25 protein-coding genes are annotated in these 21,991 nt (G+C 64.1%); 16 read left to right on the forward strand and 9 right to left on the reverse strand.

The window, feature by feature from the left end; translation table 11 throughout:
* Nucleotides 1–519: flagellar biosynthetic protein FliO (locus XI03_RS06970; RefSeq protein WP_271591697.1), on the reverse strand; the 519-nt coding region annotated here is incomplete at its 3' end.
* Between the two features lie 352 nt (nt 520–871).
* On the opposite strand from XI03_RS06970, the gene flgB reads away from it, so the two are divergent.
* The 10 genes from flgB (at nt 872) to XI03_RS07020 (ending at nt 10,165) form a co-directional block, all read left to right on the forward strand.
* Nucleotides 872–1,276: a flagellar basal body rod protein FlgB gene (gene flgB / locus XI03_RS06975; protein WP_038971614.1), complete on the forward strand. Its 405-nt coding sequence runs from the start codon at nt 872–874 to the stop codon at nt 1,274–1,276.
* 40 nt (nt 1,277–1,316) lie between these two features.
* Nucleotides 1,317–1,742, forward strand: a complete 426-nt coding sequence (gene flgC, locus XI03_RS06980) for a flagellar basal body rod protein FlgC (protein WP_018321863.1) — start codon at nt 1,317–1,319, stop codon at nt 1,740–1,742.
* A gap of 16 nt (nt 1,743–1,758) precedes the next feature.
* Entirely contained in the window at nt 1,759–2,067 is a 309-nt protein-coding gene (gene fliE / locus XI03_RS06985) for a flagellar hook-basal body complex protein FliE (RefSeq protein WP_018321864.1), read from the forward strand.
* 138 nt (nt 2,068–2,205) lie between these two features.
* Nucleotides 2,206–2,469, forward strand: coding sequence for a flagellar biosynthesis protein FliQ (gene fliQ / locus XI03_RS06990; protein ID WP_018321865.1), 264 nt, complete (start codon nt 2,206–2,208; stop codon nt 2,467–2,469).
* A 17-nt stretch (nt 2,470–2,486) separates the two neighbouring features.
* Nucleotides 2,487–3,263 (forward strand): flagellar biosynthetic protein FliR, encoded by a 777-nt coding sequence (gene fliR / locus XI03_RS06995; RefSeq protein WP_028142768.1) that lies wholly within the window; start codon nt 2,487–2,489, stop codon nt 3,261–3,263.
* Nucleotides 3,264–3,267: 4 nt separating this feature from the next.
* A complete protein-coding gene (gene flhB / locus XI03_RS07000; protein WP_028142769.1) occupies nt 3,268–4,347 on the forward strand; it encodes a flagellar biosynthesis protein FlhB in 1,080 nt (359 codons plus the stop codon).
* 155 nt (nt 4,348–4,502) lie between these two features.
* The gene (gene cckA, locus XI03_RS07005) at nt 4,503–7,082 is read left to right on the forward strand and encodes a cell cycle histidine kinase CckA (RefSeq protein ID WP_271591698.1); all 2,580 of its coding nucleotides are present in this window, start codon (nt 4,503–4,505) and stop codon (nt 7,080–7,082) included.
* 359 nt (nt 7,083–7,441) lie between these two features.
* The gene (locus XI03_RS07010) at nt 7,442–8,449 is read left to right on the forward strand and encodes a Tim44 domain-containing protein (protein WP_097668917.1); all 1,008 of its coding nucleotides are present in this window, start codon (nt 7,442–7,444) and stop codon (nt 8,447–8,449) included.
* 144 nt (nt 8,450–8,593) lie between these two features.
* Nucleotides 8,594–9,277: a lectin gene (locus XI03_RS07015; protein ID WP_028142772.1), complete on the forward strand. Its 684-nt coding sequence runs from the start codon at nt 8,594–8,596 to the stop codon at nt 9,275–9,277.
* Between the two features lie 180 nt (nt 9,278–9,457).
* The gene (locus XI03_RS07020) at nt 9,458–10,165 is read left to right on the forward strand and encodes a glutathione S-transferase (protein ID WP_271591699.1); all 708 of its coding nucleotides are present in this window, start codon (nt 9,458–9,460) and stop codon (nt 10,163–10,165) included.
* A 1-nt stretch (nt 10,166) separates the two neighbouring features.
* Here XI03_RS07020 and XI03_RS07025 read toward each other — a convergent pair whose 3' ends face one another.
* Both XI03_RS07025 and XI03_RS07030 read right to left on the reverse strand, forming a co-directional pair.
* Nucleotides 10,167–11,792, reverse strand: a complete 1,626-nt coding sequence (locus tag XI03_RS07025; protein ID WP_028142774.1) for an AMP-binding protein — start codon at nt 11,790–11,792, stop codon at nt 10,167–10,169.
* Nucleotides 11,793–11,794: 2 nt separating this feature from the next.
* Nucleotides 11,795–12,439 carry a TetR/AcrR family transcriptional regulator gene (locus tag XI03_RS07030; protein ID WP_028142775.1) on the reverse strand — a complete coding sequence of 215 codons (645 nt, stop codon included), beginning with the start codon at nt 12,437–12,439 and terminating at the stop codon, nt 11,795–11,797.
* On the opposite strand from XI03_RS07030, the gene XI03_RS07035 reads away from it, so the two are divergent.
* A complete protein-coding gene (locus XI03_RS07035; protein WP_271591700.1) occupies nt 12,438–13,421 on the forward strand; it encodes a crotonase/enoyl-CoA hydratase family protein in 984 nt (327 codons plus the stop codon). The genes XI03_RS07030 and XI03_RS07035 overlap by 2 nt on opposite strands.
* Nucleotides 13,422–13,498: 77 nt before the next feature.
* On the opposite strand, the gene XI03_RS07040 is transcribed toward XI03_RS07035, so the two are convergent.
* Nucleotides 13,499–13,732, reverse strand: coding sequence for a DUF1330 domain-containing protein (locus tag XI03_RS07040; RefSeq protein ID WP_271591701.1), 234 nt, complete (start codon nt 13,730–13,732; stop codon nt 13,499–13,501).
* Between the two features lie 95 nt (nt 13,733–13,827).
* Nucleotides 13,828–14,820, reverse strand: coding sequence for a zinc-dependent alcohol dehydrogenase family protein (locus XI03_RS07045; RefSeq protein WP_038948104.1), 993 nt, complete (start codon nt 14,818–14,820; stop codon nt 13,828–13,830).
* 103 nt (nt 14,821–14,923) lie between these two features.
* On the opposite strand from XI03_RS07045, the gene XI03_RS07050 reads away from it, so the two are divergent.
* Nucleotides 14,924–15,889, forward strand: a complete 966-nt coding sequence (locus tag XI03_RS07050) for an AraC family transcriptional regulator (RefSeq protein WP_038971620.1) — start codon at nt 14,924–14,926, stop codon at nt 15,887–15,889.
* Between the two features lie 418 nt (nt 15,890–16,307).
* On the opposite strand, the gene XI03_RS07055 is transcribed toward XI03_RS07050, so the two are convergent.
* The gene (locus tag XI03_RS07055) at nt 16,308–16,982 is read right to left on the reverse strand and encodes a methyltransferase family protein (RefSeq protein ID WP_271591702.1); all 675 of its coding nucleotides are present in this window, start codon (nt 16,980–16,982) and stop codon (nt 16,308–16,310) included.
* An 83-nt stretch (nt 16,983–17,065) separates the two neighbouring features.
* Complete coding sequence (locus tag XI03_RS07060; protein ID WP_271591703.1) at nt 17,066–18,187, reverse strand: helix-turn-helix transcriptional regulator; 1,122 nt, start codon at nt 18,185–18,187, stop codon at nt 17,066–17,068.
* A 137-nt stretch (nt 18,188–18,324) separates the two neighbouring features.
* Between XI03_RS07060 and XI03_RS07065 the strand changes: the two genes are divergently transcribed.
* Nucleotides 18,325–18,561: a hypothetical protein gene (locus XI03_RS07065; RefSeq protein WP_271591704.1), complete on the forward strand. Its 237-nt coding sequence runs from the start codon at nt 18,325–18,327 to the stop codon at nt 18,559–18,561.
* On the opposite strand, the gene XI03_RS07070 is transcribed toward XI03_RS07065, so the two are convergent.
* Nucleotides 18,549–18,722, reverse strand: a complete 174-nt coding sequence (locus tag XI03_RS07070) for a hypothetical protein (RefSeq protein WP_018321873.1) — start codon at nt 18,720–18,722, stop codon at nt 18,549–18,551. The two genes, XI03_RS07065 and XI03_RS07070, sit on opposite strands and share 13 nt — an antisense overlap.
* Before the next feature lie 340 nt (nt 18,723–19,062).
* Entirely contained in the window at nt 19,063–19,536 is a 474-nt protein-coding gene (locus XI03_RS07075) for a hypothetical protein (RefSeq protein ID WP_095425268.1), read from the reverse strand.
* A 122-nt stretch (nt 19,537–19,658) separates the two neighbouring features.
* Here XI03_RS07075 and XI03_RS07080 point away from each other — a divergent pair, with 122 nt between their 5' ends.
* The 3 genes from XI03_RS07080 (at nt 19,659) to XI03_RS07090 (ending at nt 21,964) form a co-directional block, all read left to right on the forward strand.
* Nucleotides 19,659–19,880: a hypothetical protein gene (locus XI03_RS07080; RefSeq protein WP_028142783.1), complete on the forward strand. Its 222-nt coding sequence runs from the start codon at nt 19,659–19,661 to the stop codon at nt 19,878–19,880.
* A 6-nt stretch (nt 19,881–19,886) separates the two neighbouring features.
* Nucleotides 19,887–20,093 carry a type II toxin-antitoxin system RelE/ParE family toxin gene (locus XI03_RS07085; protein ID WP_271591705.1) on the forward strand — a complete coding sequence of 69 codons (207 nt, stop codon included), beginning with the start codon at nt 19,887–19,889 and terminating at the stop codon, nt 20,091–20,093.
* 215 nt (nt 20,094–20,308) lie between these two features.
* Nucleotides 20,309–21,964 (forward strand): fumarate hydratase, encoded by a 1,656-nt coding sequence (locus XI03_RS07090; RefSeq protein WP_038948099.1) that lies wholly within the window; start codon nt 20,309–20,311, stop codon nt 21,962–21,964.
* The last annotated feature ends 27 nt before the right edge of the window (nt 21,965–21,991 follow it).

The raw sequence follows: 21,991 nt of genomic DNA on the forward strand, positions 1-21,991 counted from the left end.
GTTCGGCTCGGCCGTAAAGCCGGCGAGGGGATCGCTGCGGCGTTCGGCCAGCGCGGGAGCGGGCCGGCGCACCTCGTCGGCGAAGGACGGGCGCGCGGGCCGCGGCGGCGGCTCGGGCATCTGCGGCTCGGGATGATCGAGCAGTTCGGGCCGCGGTGCTTCATCGGCCCAGCTGCTGGTATCCGGCATGGGCGCGAGCCGCGGCGGTTCCGCGGCGTTCGGACGCTGCGGAAGCTGGTCGCGGCCGGGCGCGGCGCGAACGATATTGGGCTCGACGACGATATCGGTCGGCCCGCCGATCATCAGGAGATGCTCGACATTGTCACGCCGGACCAGCACCAGGCGGCGCCGACCGTCGACCGCGGCAGCGTCGATCACCGCGAGCCGGGGCATCCTGCCGCGCTGGGTGTTGGCGCCGACCCGGCTGCCGGCGAATCGGCGAACCAACCAGGCAGCGACGCCGATCAACGCCAGAACGACGATGAACGCGACGATGAAGGTGATAGGGCTGCCTTGCATACTTGTCCCCGACAAATGGCGCTGTTCTCGTGCCCGTGGTCAGACGCGCCAACCACCGGCTTAACGATGCCCCAAACTGCGATCTCTTAACGTCCCACGGCAAGTTTTGCCGTCCCCAACTCTTAATAACCTATGAATCGCTCGATCCAAAACGACTTCTTGGCCCGTGAATGCGCCGCCAAATGGTTGGGTTAATGCCATTTTTGGAGGCGTAGAATCACGGGGCGCAAAATAGTGTCCCGCCCGGGGACACGCCTCGAGGGCGTCCTTAACCAGCCGTTAACCATACACGCGGCAAATTCTGCCTAGTTGCGGACCTCAAGGTTCGCAAGAGGCGGAAGGAGCCGCGACGATGTCCATCAACGACCTCCCGGTGCTGTCGGCGCTTCGGACCAAGATGCAGTGGCACCAGGAACGCCAGCGCGTCCTGTCCGAGAACGTCTCCAATTCCGACACGCCTAAATTCCGGCCGCGCGACCTGGTCGAGCCGAAGCTCGACAAGTCCGGGGCCGTCACAGGCTCGATGGGCCCCCTCGCGCTCGCCCGCACCAGCGGTTCTCACATGACGCCGTCAGGGGCTGCTTCCGGATTCGACCAGAACAAGAATGCGGGGTTCGAGACCCGCCCCGCGGGCAACGCCGTCAATCTCGAAGAGGAGATGATGAAGGCGGCCGGCAACCAGATGGACTACGCGGCGGCGACCTCGCTCTATTCGAAGAGCCTGCATCTGCTCAAGACCGCGATCGGCAAGGGCTAGCCGCATGATCCGGGAACAGAAGAGCTAGAGGAGGCGCATCATGGCCAATGACAGCAGCGACTTTGCCCGCTCGATGGCGATCGCGACCTCCGGTCTGCGGGCGCAAGCCGGCCGCATGCGGGTGATCTCGGAAAACATCGCGAACGCGGATTCGACCTCGCAGACCGCAGGCGGAGATCCCTACCGGCGCAAGGTTCCGACCTTCTCCTCCGCGCTCGACCGCACGCTCGACGCGCAGGTCGTCACCCTCGGCAGGATCAAGCCGGACCAGTCGAACTTCCGCGTCAAATACGAGCCGAACAATCCGGTCGCTGACGCCAGCGGCAACGTCAAATATCCCAACGTGAACTCGGTGGTCGAGATGACCGACATGCGCGACGCGCAGCGGTCCTACGAGGCCAATCTCAACATCATCAGTGCGACGCGCCGGATGATCCAGCGCACGCTCGACATCCTCAAGAGCTGAACAGGACAATTGAGCCATGGCATCACCGACAATCGCGGCCAACGCTTATGCCAACCTCGCCCGGGTGCTGGAGAACAGCGGTGCCGGCAAAGCCACCGAGGCAGGCGGGCAATCCTTTGCCTCGATGCTGAAGGACGCCGTCGGCAGCGTCATGGAGTCCGGCCGCAAGTCGGATGCGCAGACCGTGGCGATGGCCTCCGGCAAGGCCAACGTGATGGACGTGGTGACGGCGGTGGCGGACACCGACGTCGCGGTGTCCACGCTCGTCTCGGTCCGCGACCGCGTGATCGCGGCGTATGAAGACATCATGAAGATGCCGATCTGACGCGCACTGTCATTCCGGGGCGCGACGAAGTCGCGAGCCCGGAATCCATGGTGCGACCAGCGCTGCGGCCCGATGGGTTCCGGGGTCTCGCTTCGCGAGCCCCGGAATGCCGACAAACAATTCAGAGTAGGAATTCAAATGACCGGACCCGAAACCCTCGACGTTGCACGCGATGCGATCTGGACGATCGTGATCGTGTCCTCACCCCTGATGGTGGTCGGTCTGGTGGTCGGCGTCATCGTGTCGCTGTTCCAGGCGCTGACGCAGATCCAGGAGCAGACGCTGATCTACGTGCCGAAGATCCTCGCCATCTTTGCCACGATGCTGCTGGCGCTGCCGTTCATGGCTGACGCGCTCCACGCCCACATGCTGCGGATCTCGTCGCGAATCATCGGCGGCTGAGGCAAGATGCGTCAATCATGCGCATCGACGTCTCGCTACTGCCGGCGCTCGCCGCTTCCTTCATGCTCGCCTTCGCCCGGGTCGGCGCGATGGTGATGCTGTTGCCGGGGCTGGGCGAGACCAATATTCCGACGCGGATCAAGCTGTCGATCGCGCTGGTGCTGACGCTGATCATCCTGCCGCTGCATCGTAACGCCTATCAGGTCGACATGGGATCGCTCGCGCCGCTCCTGGTCCTCATGCTGCATGAGATCGCGATCGGAATCGTGCTGGGCGCGACCGCGCGCGTGACGCTCTCGGCGCTCCAGGTCGCGGGATCCGTGATCGCACAGCAGATGGGACTCGGTTTCGTCACCTCGGTCGACCCGACGCAGGGCCAGCAGGGCGTGCTGGTCGGCAACTTCCTGACCATCCTCGGGGTAACGCTGCTGTTCGCCACCGACAGCCATCATCTGGTGATCGCGGCGCTGAACGACAGTTACACGATCTTCTCGCCGGGCGAGACCGTATCGAGCGGCGATGTGGCCTCGCTCGCAACGCGCGCCTTTGCCGCCGCGTTCCGCCTCGGCCTGCAGCTCTCGGGGCCGTTTCTGGTGTTCGGCCTGGTCTTCAACATCGGCCTTGGCGTGCTGGCGCGGCTGATGCCGCAGATGCAGGTCTATTTCGTCGGTGTGCCGCTCTCGATCTTCGCGGGCTTCCTGGTGCTCGCCGTGGTGCTCACGGCGATGATGGGCACCTATCTGGATTACTTCATCGGTGTCATGCACCAGTTGATGCCGCTGAGGTCACGGTAGATCGATGTCAGAAGACAAGGACCCAGAGAGTCAAACAGAAGACCCGACGCAAAAGCGCCTGGACGACGCGCTCGAACGCGGCGACGTCGCCAAGAGCCAGGAGATCAACACCTGGTTCATGATGGCGGGCGGCACGCTCGTGGTCTCGACCTTCTCGGGCTCGGTGGGCAGCGGGCTGCTGGCGCCGATGCGGGGCCTGCTCGCCAATTCCTGGATGATCAAGACCGACGGCAAGGCCCTGCTCGCGCTGATGCAGCAGATCGAATTCGCCCTGCTCGCGGCGATCGGCGTGCCTCTCTTGATGCTGATGCTGGCGGCGATTGCCGGAAACATGCTCCAGCACCGCCTGGTCTGGTCGACCGAATCCCTGACGCCGAAGTTCAGCAAGATCTCGCCCGGCGCCGGCTTCAAGCGCATCTTCGGCAAGCAGGCGGCGGCCAATTTTCTCAAGGGCATCGGCAAGCTCGTGCTGCTCGGCGTGGTCATGACCATGATCCTGTGGCCGGAGCGGCACCGCATGGAAGCGATGGTCAGGCTCGATCCGGCTGCCATGCTCGGCGCCAGCACCAGCATGACGATCCATCTGCTCGGTGCGGTGGTCGCGGCGCTCGCGATCGTCGCCATTGCCGACTATTTTTTCCAGTACCGCAGCTGGTTCCAGCGGCAGAAGATGTCGCTCCAGGAGATCAAGGAAGAGTTCAAGCAGTCCGAAGGCGATCCGCACATCAAGGGCAAGCTCAGGCAGTTGCGGCAGCAGCGCGCCAAGAAGCGCATGATGGCGGCGGTTCCCAAGGCCTCGGTGATCATCACCAACCCGACCCACTATTCGGTGGCGCTGTCCTACGAGCGCGGCATGACGGCTCCGATCTGCGTCGCCAAGGGCGTCGACAATCTCGCCTTCAAGATCAGGGAGATCGCGCGCGAGCACGACATCCCGATCGTGGAGAATGTGCCGCTCGCCCGCGCGCTCTACGCCACCGTCGAGATCGACCAGGAAATCCCGACCGAGCACTACCATGCGGTCGCCGAAGTCATCGGCTACGTCATGCGGCTGAAGCGCGGATTCAGCGCCGGGCGAGAATAAAACACCCGAAAAGTACCGGAAATGGCCGTAATCTGGGAATCAGCGTACCTTTCGCCCCTGCTGCCCTTGCACCTCAGGGTCCGATTCAGGCAGGGAGGACCCCACGCGCCCCGTAGCGCGTTGATTCTCTGCCGACAGGCTGCGCCAGCTCGAGAATGACCGCCGAGACCGACCACGACCTCACCCGCGAGCCCGTTGCGACGCACGAGCCGTCGCCGCGCTCGGGTAGCATTGCGTTGGTGCTGCTGGTGGCCGCCGGCCTCGTCGCCGTCGCCGTCGGGCTGATGACGCTCGGGCGGGTGCAGGCGCAGCCCTATATCCTCGGCATCCTCGCCGTGCTGGCCATGGTCGGTCTGTTCAACCTGTTCGCCTTCGCCGCCGGGATCATCCGCTTCGCCGACCGCAGTCTCGATGATCCGGTCGTGGGCCGCATCGCCGATCATGGATTCGACGGGCTAGCGGTTACTGATGCCCGCGGCCACGTGGTCTATTCCAACGCCGCCTATCTGACGCTGACGGGCGCGACCGGGCCGCAGGACGTGCGCCCGGTCGAGCGTGTCTTCATCGGCAACCCCGACGTCTCCGAAGCCGTGTTCCGCCTGCTCAAGGCCGCGCGCGAAGGCAAACGGCAGCAGGAAGAGGTCCGCATCTCCGGCCAGGACGGCAGCCAGGGCCGTTGGTTGCGCATGCGGGTGCGCCCGCTCGGCACCGGCAAGCGCGAGGCGAAATACGCGGTGTGGTCGATCGCCGACATCACCCGCGACCGCGAGCGCCAGGAGGACGTGTTCCAGGAGCTCCAGCACGCGATCGAATATCTCGACCACGCGCCGTGCGGCTTCTTCTCGGTCAATCCGGCCGGCGAGCTCGCTTATGTCAACGCGACGCTGGCGAACTGGCTCGACTACGACCTCGCCGAGATCGGCTCGGGCGGCCTGAAGCTGACCGACATCGTCTCCGGCGACGGCGCCTCGCTGCTGACGTCGATCGTGGCGGTGCCGGGCGAGGTGAAGACCGAGGTCTTCGACATCGATCTGCGCATGCGCACCGGCAAGACCATGCCGGTGCGGCTCTATCACAAGCTCGCCTTCGGCGCCGACGGCGCGCCGGGGCCGTCGCGCACGCTCGTCATCAGCCGCGCCCGCGACGAGCGCAGCGATCCCGACCGCGCCGCCGAAGTGCGCTTCATGCGCTTCTTCGACCATACGCCGATGGCGATCGCGACCGTCGATCGCGGCGGCAACGTGGTGCGCGCCAATGCGCGCTACGCCAAGCTCGGCCAGGCGCTCGGGCTCGACAGCGCCTCCAAGTCGATCTTCCGCGCGGTCAATGCGCGCGACCGGCACCTCCTGATCGCGGCCATCAACCAGGCCGCCGACGGCCAGGCCGACATCGCCCCGGTCGAGGTGGCGCTGGAAGGGACCAAGGAGCGCTGGGGCCAGTTCTTCGTCACGCCGGTCGATGCCGCCGAGAACGAGGCGGAAGCCGCCATCGTGCACATGCTCGAGACCACCGAGCGGCGCGCGCTGGAGAACCAGATCAACCAGTCGCAGAAGATGGAGACGGTCGGCCAGCTCGCCGGCGGCATCGCCCACGACTTCAACAACGTGCTCTCCGCCATCATGATGGCGAACGACTTCCTGCTGAACGCGCACAAGCCGACCGACCCGTCGTTCCAGGACATCATGCAGATCAAGCAGAACGCGACGCGGGCCGCGACCCTGGTGCGGCAGCTGCTGGCGTTCTCGCGGCGGCAGACGCTGCGGCCGCAGGTGCTCGATCTCGGCGACGCGCTGTCGGATCTCGCCATGTTGCTGCGCCGCCTGATCGGCGAGAAGGTCAAGCACGAGACCATCCACGGCCGCGATCTCTGGCCGGTCAAGGTCGACGTCTCCCAGTTCGAGCAGGTGATCGTCAATCTCGCGGTGAACGCGCGCGATGCCATGCCCGACGGCGGCAAGCTGATCATCCGCACCGCCAACGTCACCGCGGAACAAGCGGCCAAGCTCGCCTACAAGGGCATGCCGGCCGCGGATTATGTCCGGATCGAGGTCGCCGACACCGGCACCGGCATTCCCGCCGACATCCGCGACAAGATTTTCGAGCCGTTCTTCTCGACCAAGGAAGTCGGCAAAGGTACGGGTCTTGGCCTTTCCACGGTCTACGGCATCGTCAAGCAGACCGGCGGCTTCATCTACGTCGATTCCGAGCCGGGCCAGGGCACCTCGTTCCACATCTTCCTGCCGCGTCACCACGCCGAGCCTGAAGCGCAGGTCGAGCAGCCGGCGGCTCTGGTGAGCGCGACCAGCGGCGCCGGGAAGGACGCCGCGGCGGCCGAGGCCAAGCCGCGCACCGATCTCACGGGGCAGGGCACCATCCTGCTGGTCGAGGACGAAGAGGGCCTGCGCGCGCTGAACGCACGCGGCCTGCGCTCGCGCGGCTACACCGTGGTCGAGGCCGAGAACGGCGTCGAGGCCATGGAAATGCTGGAAGAGCAGAGCGGCGCGATCGATCTCGTCGTCTCCGACGTCGTCATGCCCGAGATGGACGGCCCGACGCTTTTGAAGGCGATGCGGGAGAAAAATCCCGACATCAAGTTCATCTTCGTCTCCGGCTATGCCGAGGACGCCTTCGAGAAGAGCCTGCCCGAAGGCCAGCAGTTCGACTTCCTGCCGAAGCCGTTCACGCTCAGCCAGCTCGTGGCGGCGGTCAAGGAGACGATGGCGAAGCAGGGGTGAGGATAGGCGGCGCACGCCGTTCGCCCCTCCGTCATTGCGAGGAGTCCGCGACAAAATTGCGTAGCAATTTTGCGCTGGTGCGACGAGGCAATTTAGAGTCTTTCCGCTGAGGCAGTCTGGATTGCTTCCGCCTTCGCCGAGGCTTCGGCGGACAAGTCGCTACGCTCGCATGACGGGGAAAGAGCGGAAATCTCGGCCCAAGCCGCCGGTATTCCGCGACCACGGTTCCTTGGCGCGCCCGGCCAAGCCCCCGCCAAATATGGGCTTTTGCCACATCCCCGCGACTGAGGGCCGCAGCCATAGGTTCCGAAACCGGCTTCACTTTTCGGGAAGTCTGCCCATCTTAGGCGCACGTCCCCATGCCGGGGATTTGGGAAACGCACATGAATTTCTCGCTACGCTCCCGCAGTCTCTTCAAGACCATCGCTGTCGTGCTGGCGCTTGCGCTGCCGACTGCGCTGGCGATCTCGTCTGCCGACGCGCGCGTCGGCGGTGGCGGCTCGTCGGGTTCACGCGGCTCGCGCACCTATTCGGCCCCGCCCTCGACCACGACGGCGCCCGGCTCGGCCTCGCAGTTCAACCGCACCTACACCCAGCCGGGTGCAGGCATGAACTCGGCTGCTTCCGCGCCCGCGCGCGGCGGCCTGTTCGGCCGCGCCGGCGGCTTCATGGGCGGCCTTGCGGCCGGCTTCCTCGGCGCCGGCCTGCTCGGCATGCTGTTCGGCGGCGGCCTGTTCGGCGGCCTCGGCGGCCTGTCCTCGATCCTGGGCCTGATCATCCAGATCGCGCTCGTGGTGCTGGTGGTGCGGCTGGCGATGTCCTGGTGGCAGCGCCGTCACACGCCGCAGGCGGCCTATGCCAATGCGGAGGCGGGCGCAGGTTCCGGACCGCAGCCGAACCAGCGCGGCGGCCTTGGTGGTGGTCTTGGCGGCTTCGGCTTCGGCGCGAATGCCAATAACGCGCCGCTCGAGATCAAGCCGGACGATTACGAGGCGTTCGAGCGCCTGCTCGGCGATGTCCAGACCGCCTGGTCGAACGAGGACGTGGCCAAGCTGCACACGCTCGCGACACCGGAGATGGTCTCCTATTTCGAGCAGGACCTCGCCCAGAACCGCGCGCGCAACGTCGTCAACAAGGTGACTGGCGTCAAGCTGCTGCAGGGCGATCTCGCGGAAGCCTGGCGCGAAGGCGAGACCGACTACGCCACGGTGGCGCTGCGCTTCGCGCTCACCGACAAGACGCTGGATCGCAACAGCGGCACGGTCGTCGCCGGCAGCGAGCAGCCGGGCGAAGTCACCGAAGTCTGGACCTTTGCCCGACGGCCCGGCAGCGGCTGGGAATTGTCGGCGATCCAGCAGACCAACTGATCGCAAAGCGATGGAGAACAAAGGGCGTCGTGCTCAAGCACGACGCCCTTTTCTTTTGTGCCCCATTCATCGCGGCACCGGAATAAGTGGGGGCGCATCGGGTTGAAATCAGGCGGCCAACGACAAACACAACGGGAGGACAAGATGATCCGTATCAAGAGATCCGTGACGATTTCAGCGCTCGCTGCGGCCTCGCTTGCATTGCTTGGGGCGCCAGCCGTGGAGGCGCAGTCGGCCGACATGACGTTCTTCGTGACGTCCAACGGCCCGGGCAAGGGCGCCGATCTCGGCGGCCTGGAGGGAGCCGATGCGCAGTGCGCGAGGCTCGCACAGACCGCCGGCGCCGGTGCGAAGACCTGGCGCGCCTACCTCTCGACGCAGGCCGCCGACGGCAAGCCGGCCGTCAACGCGCGCGATCGCATCGGCAAAGGACCGTGGCAGAATGCCAAGGGCGCGGTCATTGCCAAGGATGTTGCCGAGCTGCACGGCTCCGCCAACAACCTCACCAAGCAGACGGCGCTCAGCGAGAAGGGCGAGGGTATCAACGGTATGGGTGACCAGCCGAACCGGCACGACGTCCTCACGGGATCGCAACCAGACGGCACCGCGTTTGCCGGTCCGGACGATCGCACCTGCAAGAACTGGACGTCGAGCACGCAAGGCACCGCGATGGTCGGCCATTTCGATCGCAAGGGCCTGCGCGATGACGAGCCGTCAAAATCCTGGAATAGCTCGCACCCCTCGCGCGGTCCCGATGGTGGCTGCTCGCAGGCCGATCTGAAGAGCACGGGCGGCGACGGCCTGCTGTATTGTTTCGCTGCGAATTGAGAGGCCGAGCTCCCTCGGCTCGTCATTGCGAGCGTAGCAATCCAGACTATCTCCGCGGAAAGGCTCTGGATTGCTCGCTAACGCCCGCAATGACGCGTGGGGCCGACGTTCCGCCTCATCACGACGGAACTTGCGCCGCATGCTAGGCTTGTCCTGCCTGCGTCTCAAAGGACCTCTCCCATGAAATACGAGCTCTACTACTGGCCCGAGATCCAGGGCCGCGGCGAATATGTGCGGTTGGCGTTGGAGGAGGCGGGGGCCGCTTATGTCGACGTCGCGCGCGGACCACGCGGCACAGCTGCGATGATGAAGATGATGGATGCACAGAAAGGCACGCCGCCCTTTGCGCCGCCGTTCCTGAAAGCCGGCAAGCTCGTCATCGGCCAGACCGCCAATATCCTTCTCTATCTCGGTAGCCGCCATGCGCTCGCGCCGAAGACGGAAGCCGGCAGACTCTGGGTGCACCAGCTTCAGCTCACCATCACCGACCTCGTGGTCGAGATCCACGACACCCATCATCCGCTCGGACCCTCGCTCTATTACGAGGACCAGAAGCCGCCGGCGAAGAAACGCACGGCCGATTTCTGGGACGAGCGGGTGCCGAAATATCTCGGCTATTTCGAGCAGCTTCTCACCGGGAATGGCGGCGCCTATGTCACCGGCCGGCGGCTGACTTACGTCGATCTCTCGCTCTTCCAGATCGTCGCGGGGCTGCGCTATGCCTTCCCCAGGCGCATGAAGGCGTTCGAGACAGACATTCCGGGCCTCGTTTCCCTGCACGACCGCATCGCCGCGCGGCCGAACATCGAGGCCTATCTGGCGAGCGAGCGCCGCATTCCCTTCAACGAGCAGGGCATCTTCCGCCGCTATCGCGAGCTGGATGGCTAGTCTAGTCCATCCGCTCGAGCGAGCCCGCAGCCAGCGCTTCCCGCAGGCGGAACTTCTGAACCTTACCGGAGGCCGTCAACGGAAATTCGGAGCAGGCGAACCACAATATCGGCGTTTTATGTGGGGCCATTGCGTCGCGGCAATGCGCAGTCAGTCGCTCGGCGCATCCTGAAGCGCTTGACGACAGGCGAACGGCTGCTGCGACGACTTCGCCCCATTTCTCGTCCGGCGCCCCGAACACGGCGACGTCGGCGACCTCCGGATGGCGCAAGAGGCAGGCTTCGATCTCGACGGGATAGATGTTCTCTCCACCGCGGATGATCATGTCCTTGAGGCGACCGGTAACGCGGATATAGCCGCCCTCGTCGATCGTTCCCAGATCGCCGGTACGCAGCCATCCGTCGGACGTGATAGCCTGTTGGGTGTCGTCCGGTGCGTCGAAATAGCCGATCATCGTCTGGTACCCGCGGACTTGAATTTCGCCCTCTGTACCCGTCGGCAAGACACGAAAATCGCCGGGATCCGCGATGCGCACCTCGACGTTCCATAGCGGCTTTCCTACCGTATGAAGCCGTTCAAACTCCGGATCGTCGTCGCTCGTCTGCGCGACGATCGGGCTGAGCTCGGTCTGACCGAAGACGGTGACGACCGGAAGACCAAGCGCATCTTTCACGCGACGGTGTATCTCCGGCGAGACCGGAGCGCCCCCGGACAGCGCCACACGCAAGGACGACAGATCGTGCGGGGTGGCCTTCATCGCCTCGATCAGCGCGAGCAGCATCGTAGGAACGCCGAAGAGGACCTGCGCCCTGGACGCTTCGATGGCCTGCAGGACCGTTGGCGGATCGAAAAAGAGCGGGAGCACCAGTGTCGCGCGTGAGGTCATGCAGCCGAGCACGCTCATGACCGACCCGGCGGTGTGAAAGAGCGGCATCGGACTCAGCAGTACGCTGTCTTCTAGACCTGCTCTGGCCGCCACATAGCTCGCGTTCGTCACCAAGCCGCGGTGATGGAGGAGCGCCCCTTTAGGCTTGCCCGTGGTCCCGGAAGTGTACTGGATCTGCGCCGGATGCTGCGAATCGATCTCCGGCAACGCCGCTTCCGGCGTGTTGCGGATCTCGTCAAGCCAGCCTTCGAAGCAATAGCGGTGGATGCCGAGACCTTCCAACTCGCGGGCGATGGCACCTGTATCGACTTCGCGGAAACTCGATAGATGAAAGAGAGCTGATGATCTGGACTGCCGAAGAACGAATTCGAGCTCGCTCGGCTTGAACGCGGGATTGGCGGTGACCAGGATCACGCCGGCAAGCGCCGCCCCGTACTGCAAGACAACCCACTCCGGCACGTTCGGGGCCCAGACGCAGATGCGGTCTCCGCTCTCGACCCGTTGTAGCAGCCAACTCGCGCAACGCTGCGCATCGTCGTACAATTGAGCGTACGTCCACCGACGGTCAGTGCGTGAGGCCCCGACTGGGGAGGCCATCGATGACGGAACGACTTCGACCAGCGCTTCGCGATCAGGCACGGTGCCGGCAGCGGACGTGAGAGCACGACCGATGCTGACGTCGAGGATCGGCCGCGACGGATCGGCGGGATAGTAGGAATTGCGAAGCCTCGTTTCGTCCATGTCTAAGCCCCCTGACTCTTTTGTCTGTTTCGGACGTTGGATTTCGTCTCGAGAACCGTCCGCATCGCTTCTGCCCAGGCGGCGATGAGGCGCTCGCGCTTTCGCGCCGAGCTTCGGAGGTTGTCCGAGATCGCCAACCCCCTGATGAAATGGAGCGTCAGCGCCACGAATTCATCGTAGGCTTCCGATTCCGTCCATTTGCCAAAGAGCTGCAAATAGACTCGTTCGAGATCACGACGCGCGCCGCGCTCGGCCGCGATGAGCGCCTGCTTCAAAGCCGCGTCCGTGCGTGCGACGGCCCAGAGTTCAAGCTCGGCGAGATAGGCGGGCTGATGGGCGGCGAAGGCCAAGGCCTCGATGGCCGACTGCAGGGAATCCGACGATGCGCCGCTCGCCGCGCGGGATTGCGACACCGCCCGCTCATTGCGGCGGACAAGCTCCGCCACGGTCGCGGCCAGAAGCGATGCATGGTTGGGGAAATAATGCAGCAGGGCGCCCCGGCTAACTTCTGCCCGATGCTGGACAGCGAGGGTGGTCGTGCCGGCTACGCCGTGTTCGATCAGACATTCGACCGCGGCGTCGAGCACTCTCGATCGCATGGTCTCGGAGCCTTCAGACCCGCGCACGGACTTCGCCGCTCTGGACATGCACTTCCTCCTATCGACAGTCAGCGTTGACTGTAGCATGAGATGTGCTACAGTCAATGCTGACTGTTTATGCCCGGAGGATACTATGCCGAATTTTTCGACGCTAAGCATCGTGACCCGCGAGGACGCTCCGCGCATCGCTCGCCTCGTCCTCAACCGCCCGGAACGCTTCAATGCCATCGACGATGCGATGCCGGCCGAAATCCGCGCCGCCGTGGAGTGGGCCGAGAAGAATGACGACGTGCATGTCCTCGTTATCGAGGGCGCCGGCAAGGGCTTCTGCGGCGGGTACGATCTCGTCGCCTATGCGGAAAGCGAGATCGAGCATCCATGCCAGCAGGAGAGCGAGCCTTGGGATCCGCTCGTCGATTACGCAGTCATGAAGAAGAACACCGAAAACTTCATGAGCCTATGGAAATGCTCCAAGCCGACGATCGCAAAAATCCACGGCGCGGCGGTAGCTGGCGGTAGTGATATCGCGCTGTGCTGCGACCTGATCGTAATGGCAGAGGACGCCCGGATCGGCTACATGCCGACGCGGGTCTGGGGATGTCCCACCACCGCAATGTGGACATTCAAGCTCGGCCCGTCGCGCGCGAAAGAGCTCATGTTCACCGGCAACATGATCGACGGCCGGACGGCGGCCGAGTGGGGTCTGGCCAACGCCTGCGTGCCGATGGAGCAGCTCGAGAACGCGACCAGGAAGCTTGCGAACCGGATCGCCGGGGTGCCGAAGAGCCACCTTGCCATGCATAAAATGGTGGTCAACCAAGTCATGCTGAATATGGGATTGGAGCAGACGCAGTCGCTCGCCACCCTGTTCGACGGCATCACGCGTCACAATCCCGAGGGTCTGTGGTTCAGGCGGTACGCCCAGAAGCACGGCTTCAAGGCCGCGATCGAGTGGCGCGACAGCGGACGTCCGATTCCGGAGCGCGACGAGGCACGCAAGCAGATCAGCGAGTTGAAGAGCCGCACCTAGCGTGTTGCGCGAGAAGCGATCGATCGCGGCGCGATTTTCCCTTCTTCGAGAACGTCGCCGAAAGTGGACAGTCCGTCTCAGCCATCGACCCCCTGAACGATGATCGATCGATAGTCCGCGCCCAAAAAGCGGTGTCGGACGGCAGCTTGGTATTCGGGGCTGTCATAGAAGGTGCGCGCGGTCTCCATGGTCGGGAAGCTGACCATCACCACGCCTTCAGGCGAAGGCCCCTCCAGAACGTCCTGAGCGCCGTAGGCCGCGAGAACCGTCGCTCCCGAATTCCCCAGTAGGGGGGGTGACCATTTCGGCATAGGTCTCCAGTTCACCCGCGTTGCGGGTGCGTTCGCGAATGAAGATGGCATAGACGCTCATCGATTAAAATCTCCGTTGAGGGTTCAAGATGAAATCAGTGCTGAACGACGATCTTGCCGAACACTTGGCGTCGACCCAGGTGTTCGATCGCCGCTCGCGCCTCCTCGAAGATGAAGGTACTGTCGATGACGGGTTTCAGGCCAGTTCGAGCGACGAAGCGCGTGAGCTCCTCAAGATCGCGGCGGCTGCCGGTCGTGATCGTCTGGAAGCGAGCAAAGCTAAAAAACATCGCCGTGTAATCGACGCTGCCCGCAAAGCCGCCGAGCACGCCGACCAGCGAAATCTGTCCGCTGGGAGCGATTGCCTTGATGGACTGCGCAAGCGAGGTCGCACCGCCCGTCTCCACGATACGGTCAATCCCACGATCGGTCATTGCGCGTGCCGTGGAGCCCCAGTCCTGATCGGCGCGATAATCGATGACCTCGTCAGCGCCCAGCGCTCGCAGACGATCGGCCTTTTCCGCGCTTGAGGTGGTGGCGATGACACGCGCACCCAACGCTTTGGCCAATTGCACTGCGAAGATTGAAACGCCGCCCGTGCCTTGCGTCAGCACGATGTCGCCCGCCCGGACGCCGGCAAGAGCCGACCAAGCAGTGACGCCCGCGCAGGTCAGAGCAGCGGCCTCTGCGAACGACAAAGTATTGGGCGCGGCGACCAGGGCTTCGGCGTCGACGACCTTATACTCGGTCAGCCAGCCATCCCGTTCGACCGAATATTGCTCTGCACCAGCCTCGAACGCGCCACCGAACCAGGTCGGAAAGAAGCTGCTGACAACGCGGTCGCCGATTGCAAAGCGGGTTACATCCGATCCTACCGCCTCGATTTCACCAGCCGCATCAGACAGCGGAACGACGTCCGCCTTGGCGGGAGCAGGGAATATCCCGGTGAGAAGGGCGAGGTCGCGAAAGTTAAGGGCCGTGGCGCGGACCCTGACCCGAACTTGTCCAGGTCCGGGAACGGGAAGATCCTCCTCGATGATCTTCAGGTCGTCGAGCGATCCAATCTTATTAGCTCTGTAGCTTCGCATGTCCCTCTCCAATCGATGAGGTGGGATAGATAGACTGGCTCGATCGTATGAGTAATGGCCCAAGCGCCTTGATTCCTGACCGATCGTCCGATATCGAATCGGGATGGATCCCTTCGACGACGTTGTGAGCGCGATGAGCGTGGCGAGTTCGCTCTATGTGCGATTCCGCTTTACCGCGCCGTGGGGTGTGGCATTCGATACCGGCTATCAGGCCCGGCTGGTGATGATCGCAGAAGGTGTGGGCTGGTTGCTGTCCGAGGGTGAGGTTCCCCTACCAGTGGCCAAGGGCGATTGTCTCATCGTCAAGGAAGGCACGCGGTTCGCGCTGGCGGATCGGCCCGACAGTGCCCTCGTGGATTGTGTGAACCTGTTTGCGGACCTGCCCGGCTTCTCGGAAGGGACCGGCTTCACCACCATCCCTGACCGCACGGTCAACTATGGCGGTAACGGCGCGCTGATGGAAATGGTATCGGCGCGTCTTTCATTCGATCCGATCGCGGCCGAGCCCTTGCTCGCCTTGTTGCCCGATCTGCTCCACGTTCGCTTGGCGCATGGTGACCTCGATCTGCTCGAGACCACCCTAGGCCTGATTGGCCTGGAAAGCCGCGCAGATGGGCTCGGCGCGGACTTAGTGGTAGAGCGACTGACGGACGTGTTGTTCATTCAAACGATCCGCGCGTGGGTTGCGGCGGACGGGACACGGGCCGGCGGGTGGCTTGCTGCGCTGAGGCACAGATCCTTGGCCAAGGTTATTCGCTCCGTTCATGCGGACATCGCACGCGACTGGACGGTCGAGGAGATGGCTCGTGTCGCAGGCGTCTCGCGCTCCACCTTCGCTCAGAACTTCCGTTCGGTTCTCGGAGAGACGCCGCTGAGCTATGTGACGCGGTGGCGGATGTATCGCGCCAAAACCCTGATGCGGAAGGGCGCGGCCTTGGCGGAAGTGGCGGTCAGGGTCGGGTATGACTCCGATACCGCGCTAAGCCGCGCCTTCCGGCGTGTCGAGGGACTGGCGCCTGGAGAGTGGCGGCGCACCTTGGCTGCGGAGGCGAACAGGCCTGCGTTATGATCCGCGGCGTGCGGCCGGGTCCAGATCTTCGTCAATATTGCGGGCCTCTCAACCCTTCTCGACTGCGCTCCAGCTAGAGCGTTTTCGAGCGAAGTGGATACCGGTTCGCGTCAAGAAACGCGTCAAAAAATAGAAACTTAGCCGGTCCGGAGGGAGGCTGGCGGCAGCCCCCGTTCCGGACCGGCCGCTTCGGGCGCGATCAATCGCCCGAAAACGTCATGGCTGCCGACGGGCTGCGCGTGCGCCGGACCAGGATGACCGTCTGAAGCATCGGGAGCGGAAGAAAGCTCCGGCTGGTCGGGGCAGGGCGGCTTGCAGAACATCGTCGCGTCTTTCGTTGCGTTGCGTGCCGCCGCTGTCTAGCGAAGTCCGCTTTCCGCTGCGTCAGCCGATCGGAGGAGGGCAGCGCGATGCGCGCTCACCAAACGCCGGGCATCAGGCGATAGCGCACCCGCGCCGCATAATCGGCATAGCCCGGCAGGCCCTCGCGCAAGGTGCGCTCCTCGATTCCGATGTGGATCGCGAACAGGAGGACCAGGAGCGGGACCATCACGAGTCCCCACCACGAGCCCAGCAGCAGCGGCACGCCGGCGAAGAACAGGACCATGCCGCTATACATGGGATGACGCACATGGGCGTAGGGACCGCTCGAGATCACGCGCTGGGCGCGCTCAGCCTGCAGTTTCACCACCGGCGCAGCGAACGAGTTTTCGCGGAACACCCACATCGTGGACAGTGTCGAGGCCAGGAACAGCGCAAGGCCGAACGCCTGGAGTGCGACCGGCATGTCGGACGATTGAAGGCGCCGGTCCACGCCGATCAGCACCAGCCAGGCGAGCATCGCGACGACGAAGACGCTCATGAACAATTTGTCGGCTGCTGGCTGATCCTTCTGCAGCACCGGCCGCAGCCGCTCGGCGAGCAGCGCCGGATCGATCCGGTAGAGCCACCAGCCGCAGAGCGGGCCGAGCAGGGTGCATGTCGCGAGGAACACCCAGGCCGAAGGCCAGCGCAGCGTCCCTGCGGAGGCGAACAGCAGCGCGCCCATCGCGGCGGTGGTGATCGTGTTCTGCAGCAGCAGTCTGGCGATCATTGGCGATCTTGTTCTGTCCCACGCCAGCGTATTGATAGCCTGCTTTCCGGCAAACATGCGGCGCGAGGCGACAGGGACCGGGTTCAGACCTTGATCGGCGGTGTAAAGGCCGCGATGAGCCGAACCAGATCCGCCTGTCGTTTGGTTCCGGTCTTGGCGAAGATCCGGGCGAGATGGGTCTTGATCGTGGATTCGGCAATGCCCATGCTCCTGGCCACGTCGGGAACCCCACCGATCTCGACGATGGACAGGAAGACGCGCAGCTCGGTCGGCGTCAGCTTGAACAGCTTGCGGATGAGGTCGGGCGCGACGCTCGTATCGAGCGCTGCCTTGCTGACGAACTGGACGGCGCAGGCGTCGTAGCTCGCTGCGAACCTTTGCCGGCGCCCGGCGGTCAGCGGCAGGAGATGCGCGACAAAATGCGCGCCGTCGCGGGCCGTCAGATGCAGCGAGATGCTCGCGCTCGTCATCGCGCGGTCGCCGACAACCGTGCCCGCCAGCGCCTGCCGCAGCACGCGATCGGCATTCGGCTCGGACGTCACCAGCCGGCCACGGACCGAACGAAGCACGTCGGCCTCGTCCAGGATGTCGCGCGCGCTGGCATTGGCGTGCGTGATACGAGCCTCGGCATCGAGCAGCAGGATGGCGGTTCGCAGGGCGTCGAGCGTGCGCATCGACGTCGTCTCCAATGCGTTCTGCTGCTGCAGCTTCTGCCTGACGACCATGGCCCGTTGCAGGTGCGGCGTGAGGTGGGAGATCACCTGGTACATCCTGCGGTCGACGGGGCCGCCGGCCTTCATGATCGAGAGGCGGGATATTCCCTCAGGCGATTTGTCGAGCAGGATATTGGCGGCGTCCTCGAGGCCCTGCGGCCGCGTCCATTCGTTGTAGAACATGGTGGTGCGGAATTCGTCGACGTCGATCCAGTCTCTGATGGTCTGGATCTGGCCGACCGACGCGTGGAGCACGCTGCGCGACGGATCGAACGGTTCATAGGTTTCGATGTAGGACTGAACATAGGCCGGCTCGACACCAACAGCATGCGCGATCACGGCCTCGCCGTCTGCTCCGATCCGGACCAGACCGCCGCTTTGGCCGCCCGCCAGGTCGACGATGCAACGAAGCGTCGCCGACCATCGGGAATCGTCGAGCGCTGCATCGTAGATGCCCGCCACCAGCGACAGCAGCTCTTCATTCAGTTCCATGGTTGTCCCATCGACGCATGCTCATTCGGCCTCGCAGATGAGCACGCCGCATGCGGAAATTTGATGAGCCGGATCACACTTGAAGGCCGCGCCGAACCGGAGCGGTGGTTTTCGGCCCAATCGTGCGCGTAGGGAAAATGGCCGCGGTGGAGCAGGCGGGCCGGGTGCAAGGTTCGCGTGGACGCGAACAATCGCGCGCCCATGGCGGCAACGAGCGCGGTGTCAAGCAACGGCCGTCTTGCGATCATGCGCAGGTCCCGGGGTGGCCGCGCATGATGTTCCCGCTATCCGGCGAAGATGCGCCGGACGCGAAACAGGCCCGATCGACCGGATCGGGCGATTCGTCCTTCGAGAAGATCGATCAGGCGAGCTGATCGATCCGCGTGCCCTGACCCGGCGGCAGCGGTGCGGGCGGCTGCGGCTTGTAGGTGGGGTCGGCGTCCTTGGTCTTGGTCTGATCGTCCTGCTGCTTGGTCGTGTCGTAGCTCGGAACCACGATCGCGATCGGCGGCGGCGCAACGGTGGAAACCTTCATCCGCAAATCCTCACACATGGAAACAATTGACCCTGCGCTGCGAGGAGCGAAAATTCCTTCAAGGCAATCGTTAAAATGCGAGCGATTGGTGTGGTAGGAGGCGCTGTTCGTGCCCCGCATCGTGCCTTATGCGAGCGACGACTAAACCCTCCTCGTCATTGCGAGGAGCTCTTGCGACGAAGCAATCCAGACCGTCACCGCGGAAGGATTCTGGATTGCTTCCGCCTTCGCCAAGGCTTCGGCGGACAAGTCGCTCCGCTCGCAATTACGGAGTACGAAGCGAGCTGCGTCGCGTCGCAATTGCACCTTGTCCGCAGCAAGTGCGGAAGAGGGCCTCCGCCTATTCGTCCTTGCCGCGCGTGATCGCGATGGACGCGTCCTTCTTGGTGCGGGTGCATTCCATGTTGAGTCGCCGATAGCGCATGCTGATCTTGTCGCCGCGCAGCAGACCCATCCGCTTCAGGCAGCGTGTCGCGCCCGTCGTGGTGTCGTCCTTGGTCACGGTGAAGACGATCGCCGCCATCGATCCCACCAGCGCATAGAATTCCGGCGTCGGCTTGCGATCACCCTTGGCATAGAGCTCGATGGAATATTTGTCGCCGCGGCAACCCACGGACAGCTCCTTGGCCGCCGGGTGCGTCAGGTAGACGGTGTTCGCAGCGCGGAAGTTCACCTTGAGGCGATCGACCTGGTTCGCCAGCTCCTTGGCACTGTCGTCGCAGCGGTCGGCGCGTGCGGGCGAGGTGAGGGTCACAAGGCCGGTGATGGCGGCGGCGACCAGGATCGCGCCGCGGACGTTCAAGTTCAATGTCATGATGAAAAGCCCCTTAGGGCGCGCATTCAAGCGTCGTCGGGCGCGAAGCGCAAGGGTGGGAACGGGCATTTCCCCGTGCGGCTTGGCTGTTCTCTCGCCTGCAATCTGCTATACTTGATTGTATGACCAAGCTCCTGGACGAGGCTATCCGTCAGGTCGTGCAGCTTCCCGAAGGCGAGCAGGATGCCGCCGCGGGGGCGTTGCTCGACTATGTCAAACACATGCGGGACATCCAGCTGACCGAGGAGCAGATCGCCGAAGTGCGCCGTCGCCGAGCCGATCCAAACCGCAAATTCCTCTCCCTGGATGAAGTGCGTGCGCGCGTCGAGCGCTTTGGGTCCTGAGGGGCCATGGAGCTGATCTTCGATGATCAGGCGGTTGCTGATCTCGAAGGTATCTTCAACTGGATTTCACAGGATAGTCCGGCCGCTGCCCGGAAGGTGACCGATCGGCTGCTCAAGAGTATCGGGCAGTTGACGTCCTTCCCCTTTATGGGGCACGTCGGGCATGATCCCCAGACATTTGAGTGGGTTGTGCCCCGGCTCCCTATGTCGTGATCTATGAGGTCGATGGGTTACGCGCACGAATTGTCGTAACTGCAGTATTTCACGGCGCACAGGCCCGAGATTCTTGAGTGGGCGCCTGCCCCTTGCCGGGAGACAGAATGGGGTCTCTTCCATGCGCTCCGCTCACTTCCCTTTGCAGCAAAAAAGCTTAGAACGCTTCTATGCTGAGAGGCCCGCCAGGGCTCCAAAAACCCGAGATTCGCTCCATGAACGCTCCGACCGCCTTCCCCGACCCGTCAAAGCCCGTTCCGCCCTACAAGCACACCCCGCTATTCCCGCTGGGCAAGGACGAGACGCCCTACAAGAAGATCACGGCCGAGGGTGTCAGGGTCGAGAAGGTCCTGGGCAAGGACATGCTGGTGGTGTCGCGCGAGGCGCTGCGGGCGCTGTCGGAGGCGGCTTTCGGCGACATCAACCATTATTTGCGCCCCGGCCATCTGAAGCAGCTCCGCGCCATCCTGGAGGACGGCGAGGCCAGCCCGAACGACAAGTTCGTCGCGCTGGACTTTTTGAAGAACGCCAACATCGCCGCCGGCGGCGTGCTGCCGATGTGCCAGGACACCGGCACCGCGATCATCATGGGCAAGAAGGGTTGCAACGTCATCACCGACGGCGACGACGAGGCGGCGCTGTCGGAAGGTGCGCGCGACGCGTATCTGCGCCGCAATCTGCGCTACTCGCAGGTCGCGCCGCTCTCGATGTACGAGGAGAAGAACACCGCCAACAACATGCCGGCGCAGTGCGAGATCTACGCCGAAGGCGATGACGCCTACAAGTTCATGTTCATGGCGAAGGGTGGCGGCAGCGCCAACAAGAGCTTCCTGTTCCAGGCGACGCCCTCGGTGCTGACCAAGGACCGGCTGCTCGCTTTCCTGAAGGAAAAAATCCTCACCCTCGGCACCGCTGCTTGCCCGCCCTATCACCTCGCGATCGTGATCGGGGGCACCTCGGCCGAGCTCTGCATGAAGACGGTGAAGCTCGCTTCCGCCCGCTATCTCGATGCGCTGCCGACCCACGGCTCGCCCGACGGCAACGCCTTCCGCGACGTCGAGATGGAGAAGGAGATCCACAAGATGACGCAATCGCTCGGCGTCGGCGCGCAGTTCGGCGGCAAGTACTTCTGCCACGACGTCCGCGTGATCCGCATGCCGCGTCATGGCGCATCGCTGCCGATCGGGCTCGGCGTTTCGTGTTCTGCCGACCGCCAGGTGCTCGGCAAGATCACCAGGGACGGCGTCTATCTCGAGGAGCTCGAGCACAACCCGGCGCAATATCTGCCGCAGGTCGAGCAGGCGCTCGGCGGCGAGGTCGTCAAGATCGATCTCAACCAGCCGATGAAGGACATCCTGGCGACGTTCTCCAAGCACCCGATCAAGACCCGCGTCTCGATGACCGGCACCATGATCGTCGCGCGCGACAGCGCCCACGCCAAGCTGCGCGAGCGGTTGGAGAAGGGCGAGCCGCTGCCGGACTATTTCAAGAACCACCCGGTCTATTACGCCGGCCCGGCCAAGACGCCCGAGGGCTACGCCTCCGGCGCGTTCGGTCCGACCACGGCGGGCCGCATGGATTCCTTCGTTGACCAGTTCCAGGCCGCCGGCGGCTCGATGGTGATGGTGGCCAAGGGCAACCGCGCGCCGGCCGTGCGCGAGGCCTGCAAGAAGTATGGCGGCTTCTATCTCGGCTCGATCGGCGGCGCCGCGGCGAACCTTGCCGAGCACTGCATCAAGAAGGTCGAGGTGCTCGAATATCCCGAGCTCGGCATGGAAGCGATCTGGCGCATCGAAGTCGTCGACTTCCCCGCGTTCATCATCATCGATGACAAGGGCAACGACTTCTTCAAGGAGCTGAACCTGGGCTAGCCAGTCCTGCGTCGTCCGCCGGTTCTC

This window comes from Bradyrhizobium sp. CCBAU 65884 (assembly GCF_028128835.1).
Lineage (GTDB): Bacteria > Pseudomonadota > Alphaproteobacteria > Rhizobiales > Xanthobacteraceae > Bradyrhizobium > Bradyrhizobium ottawaense.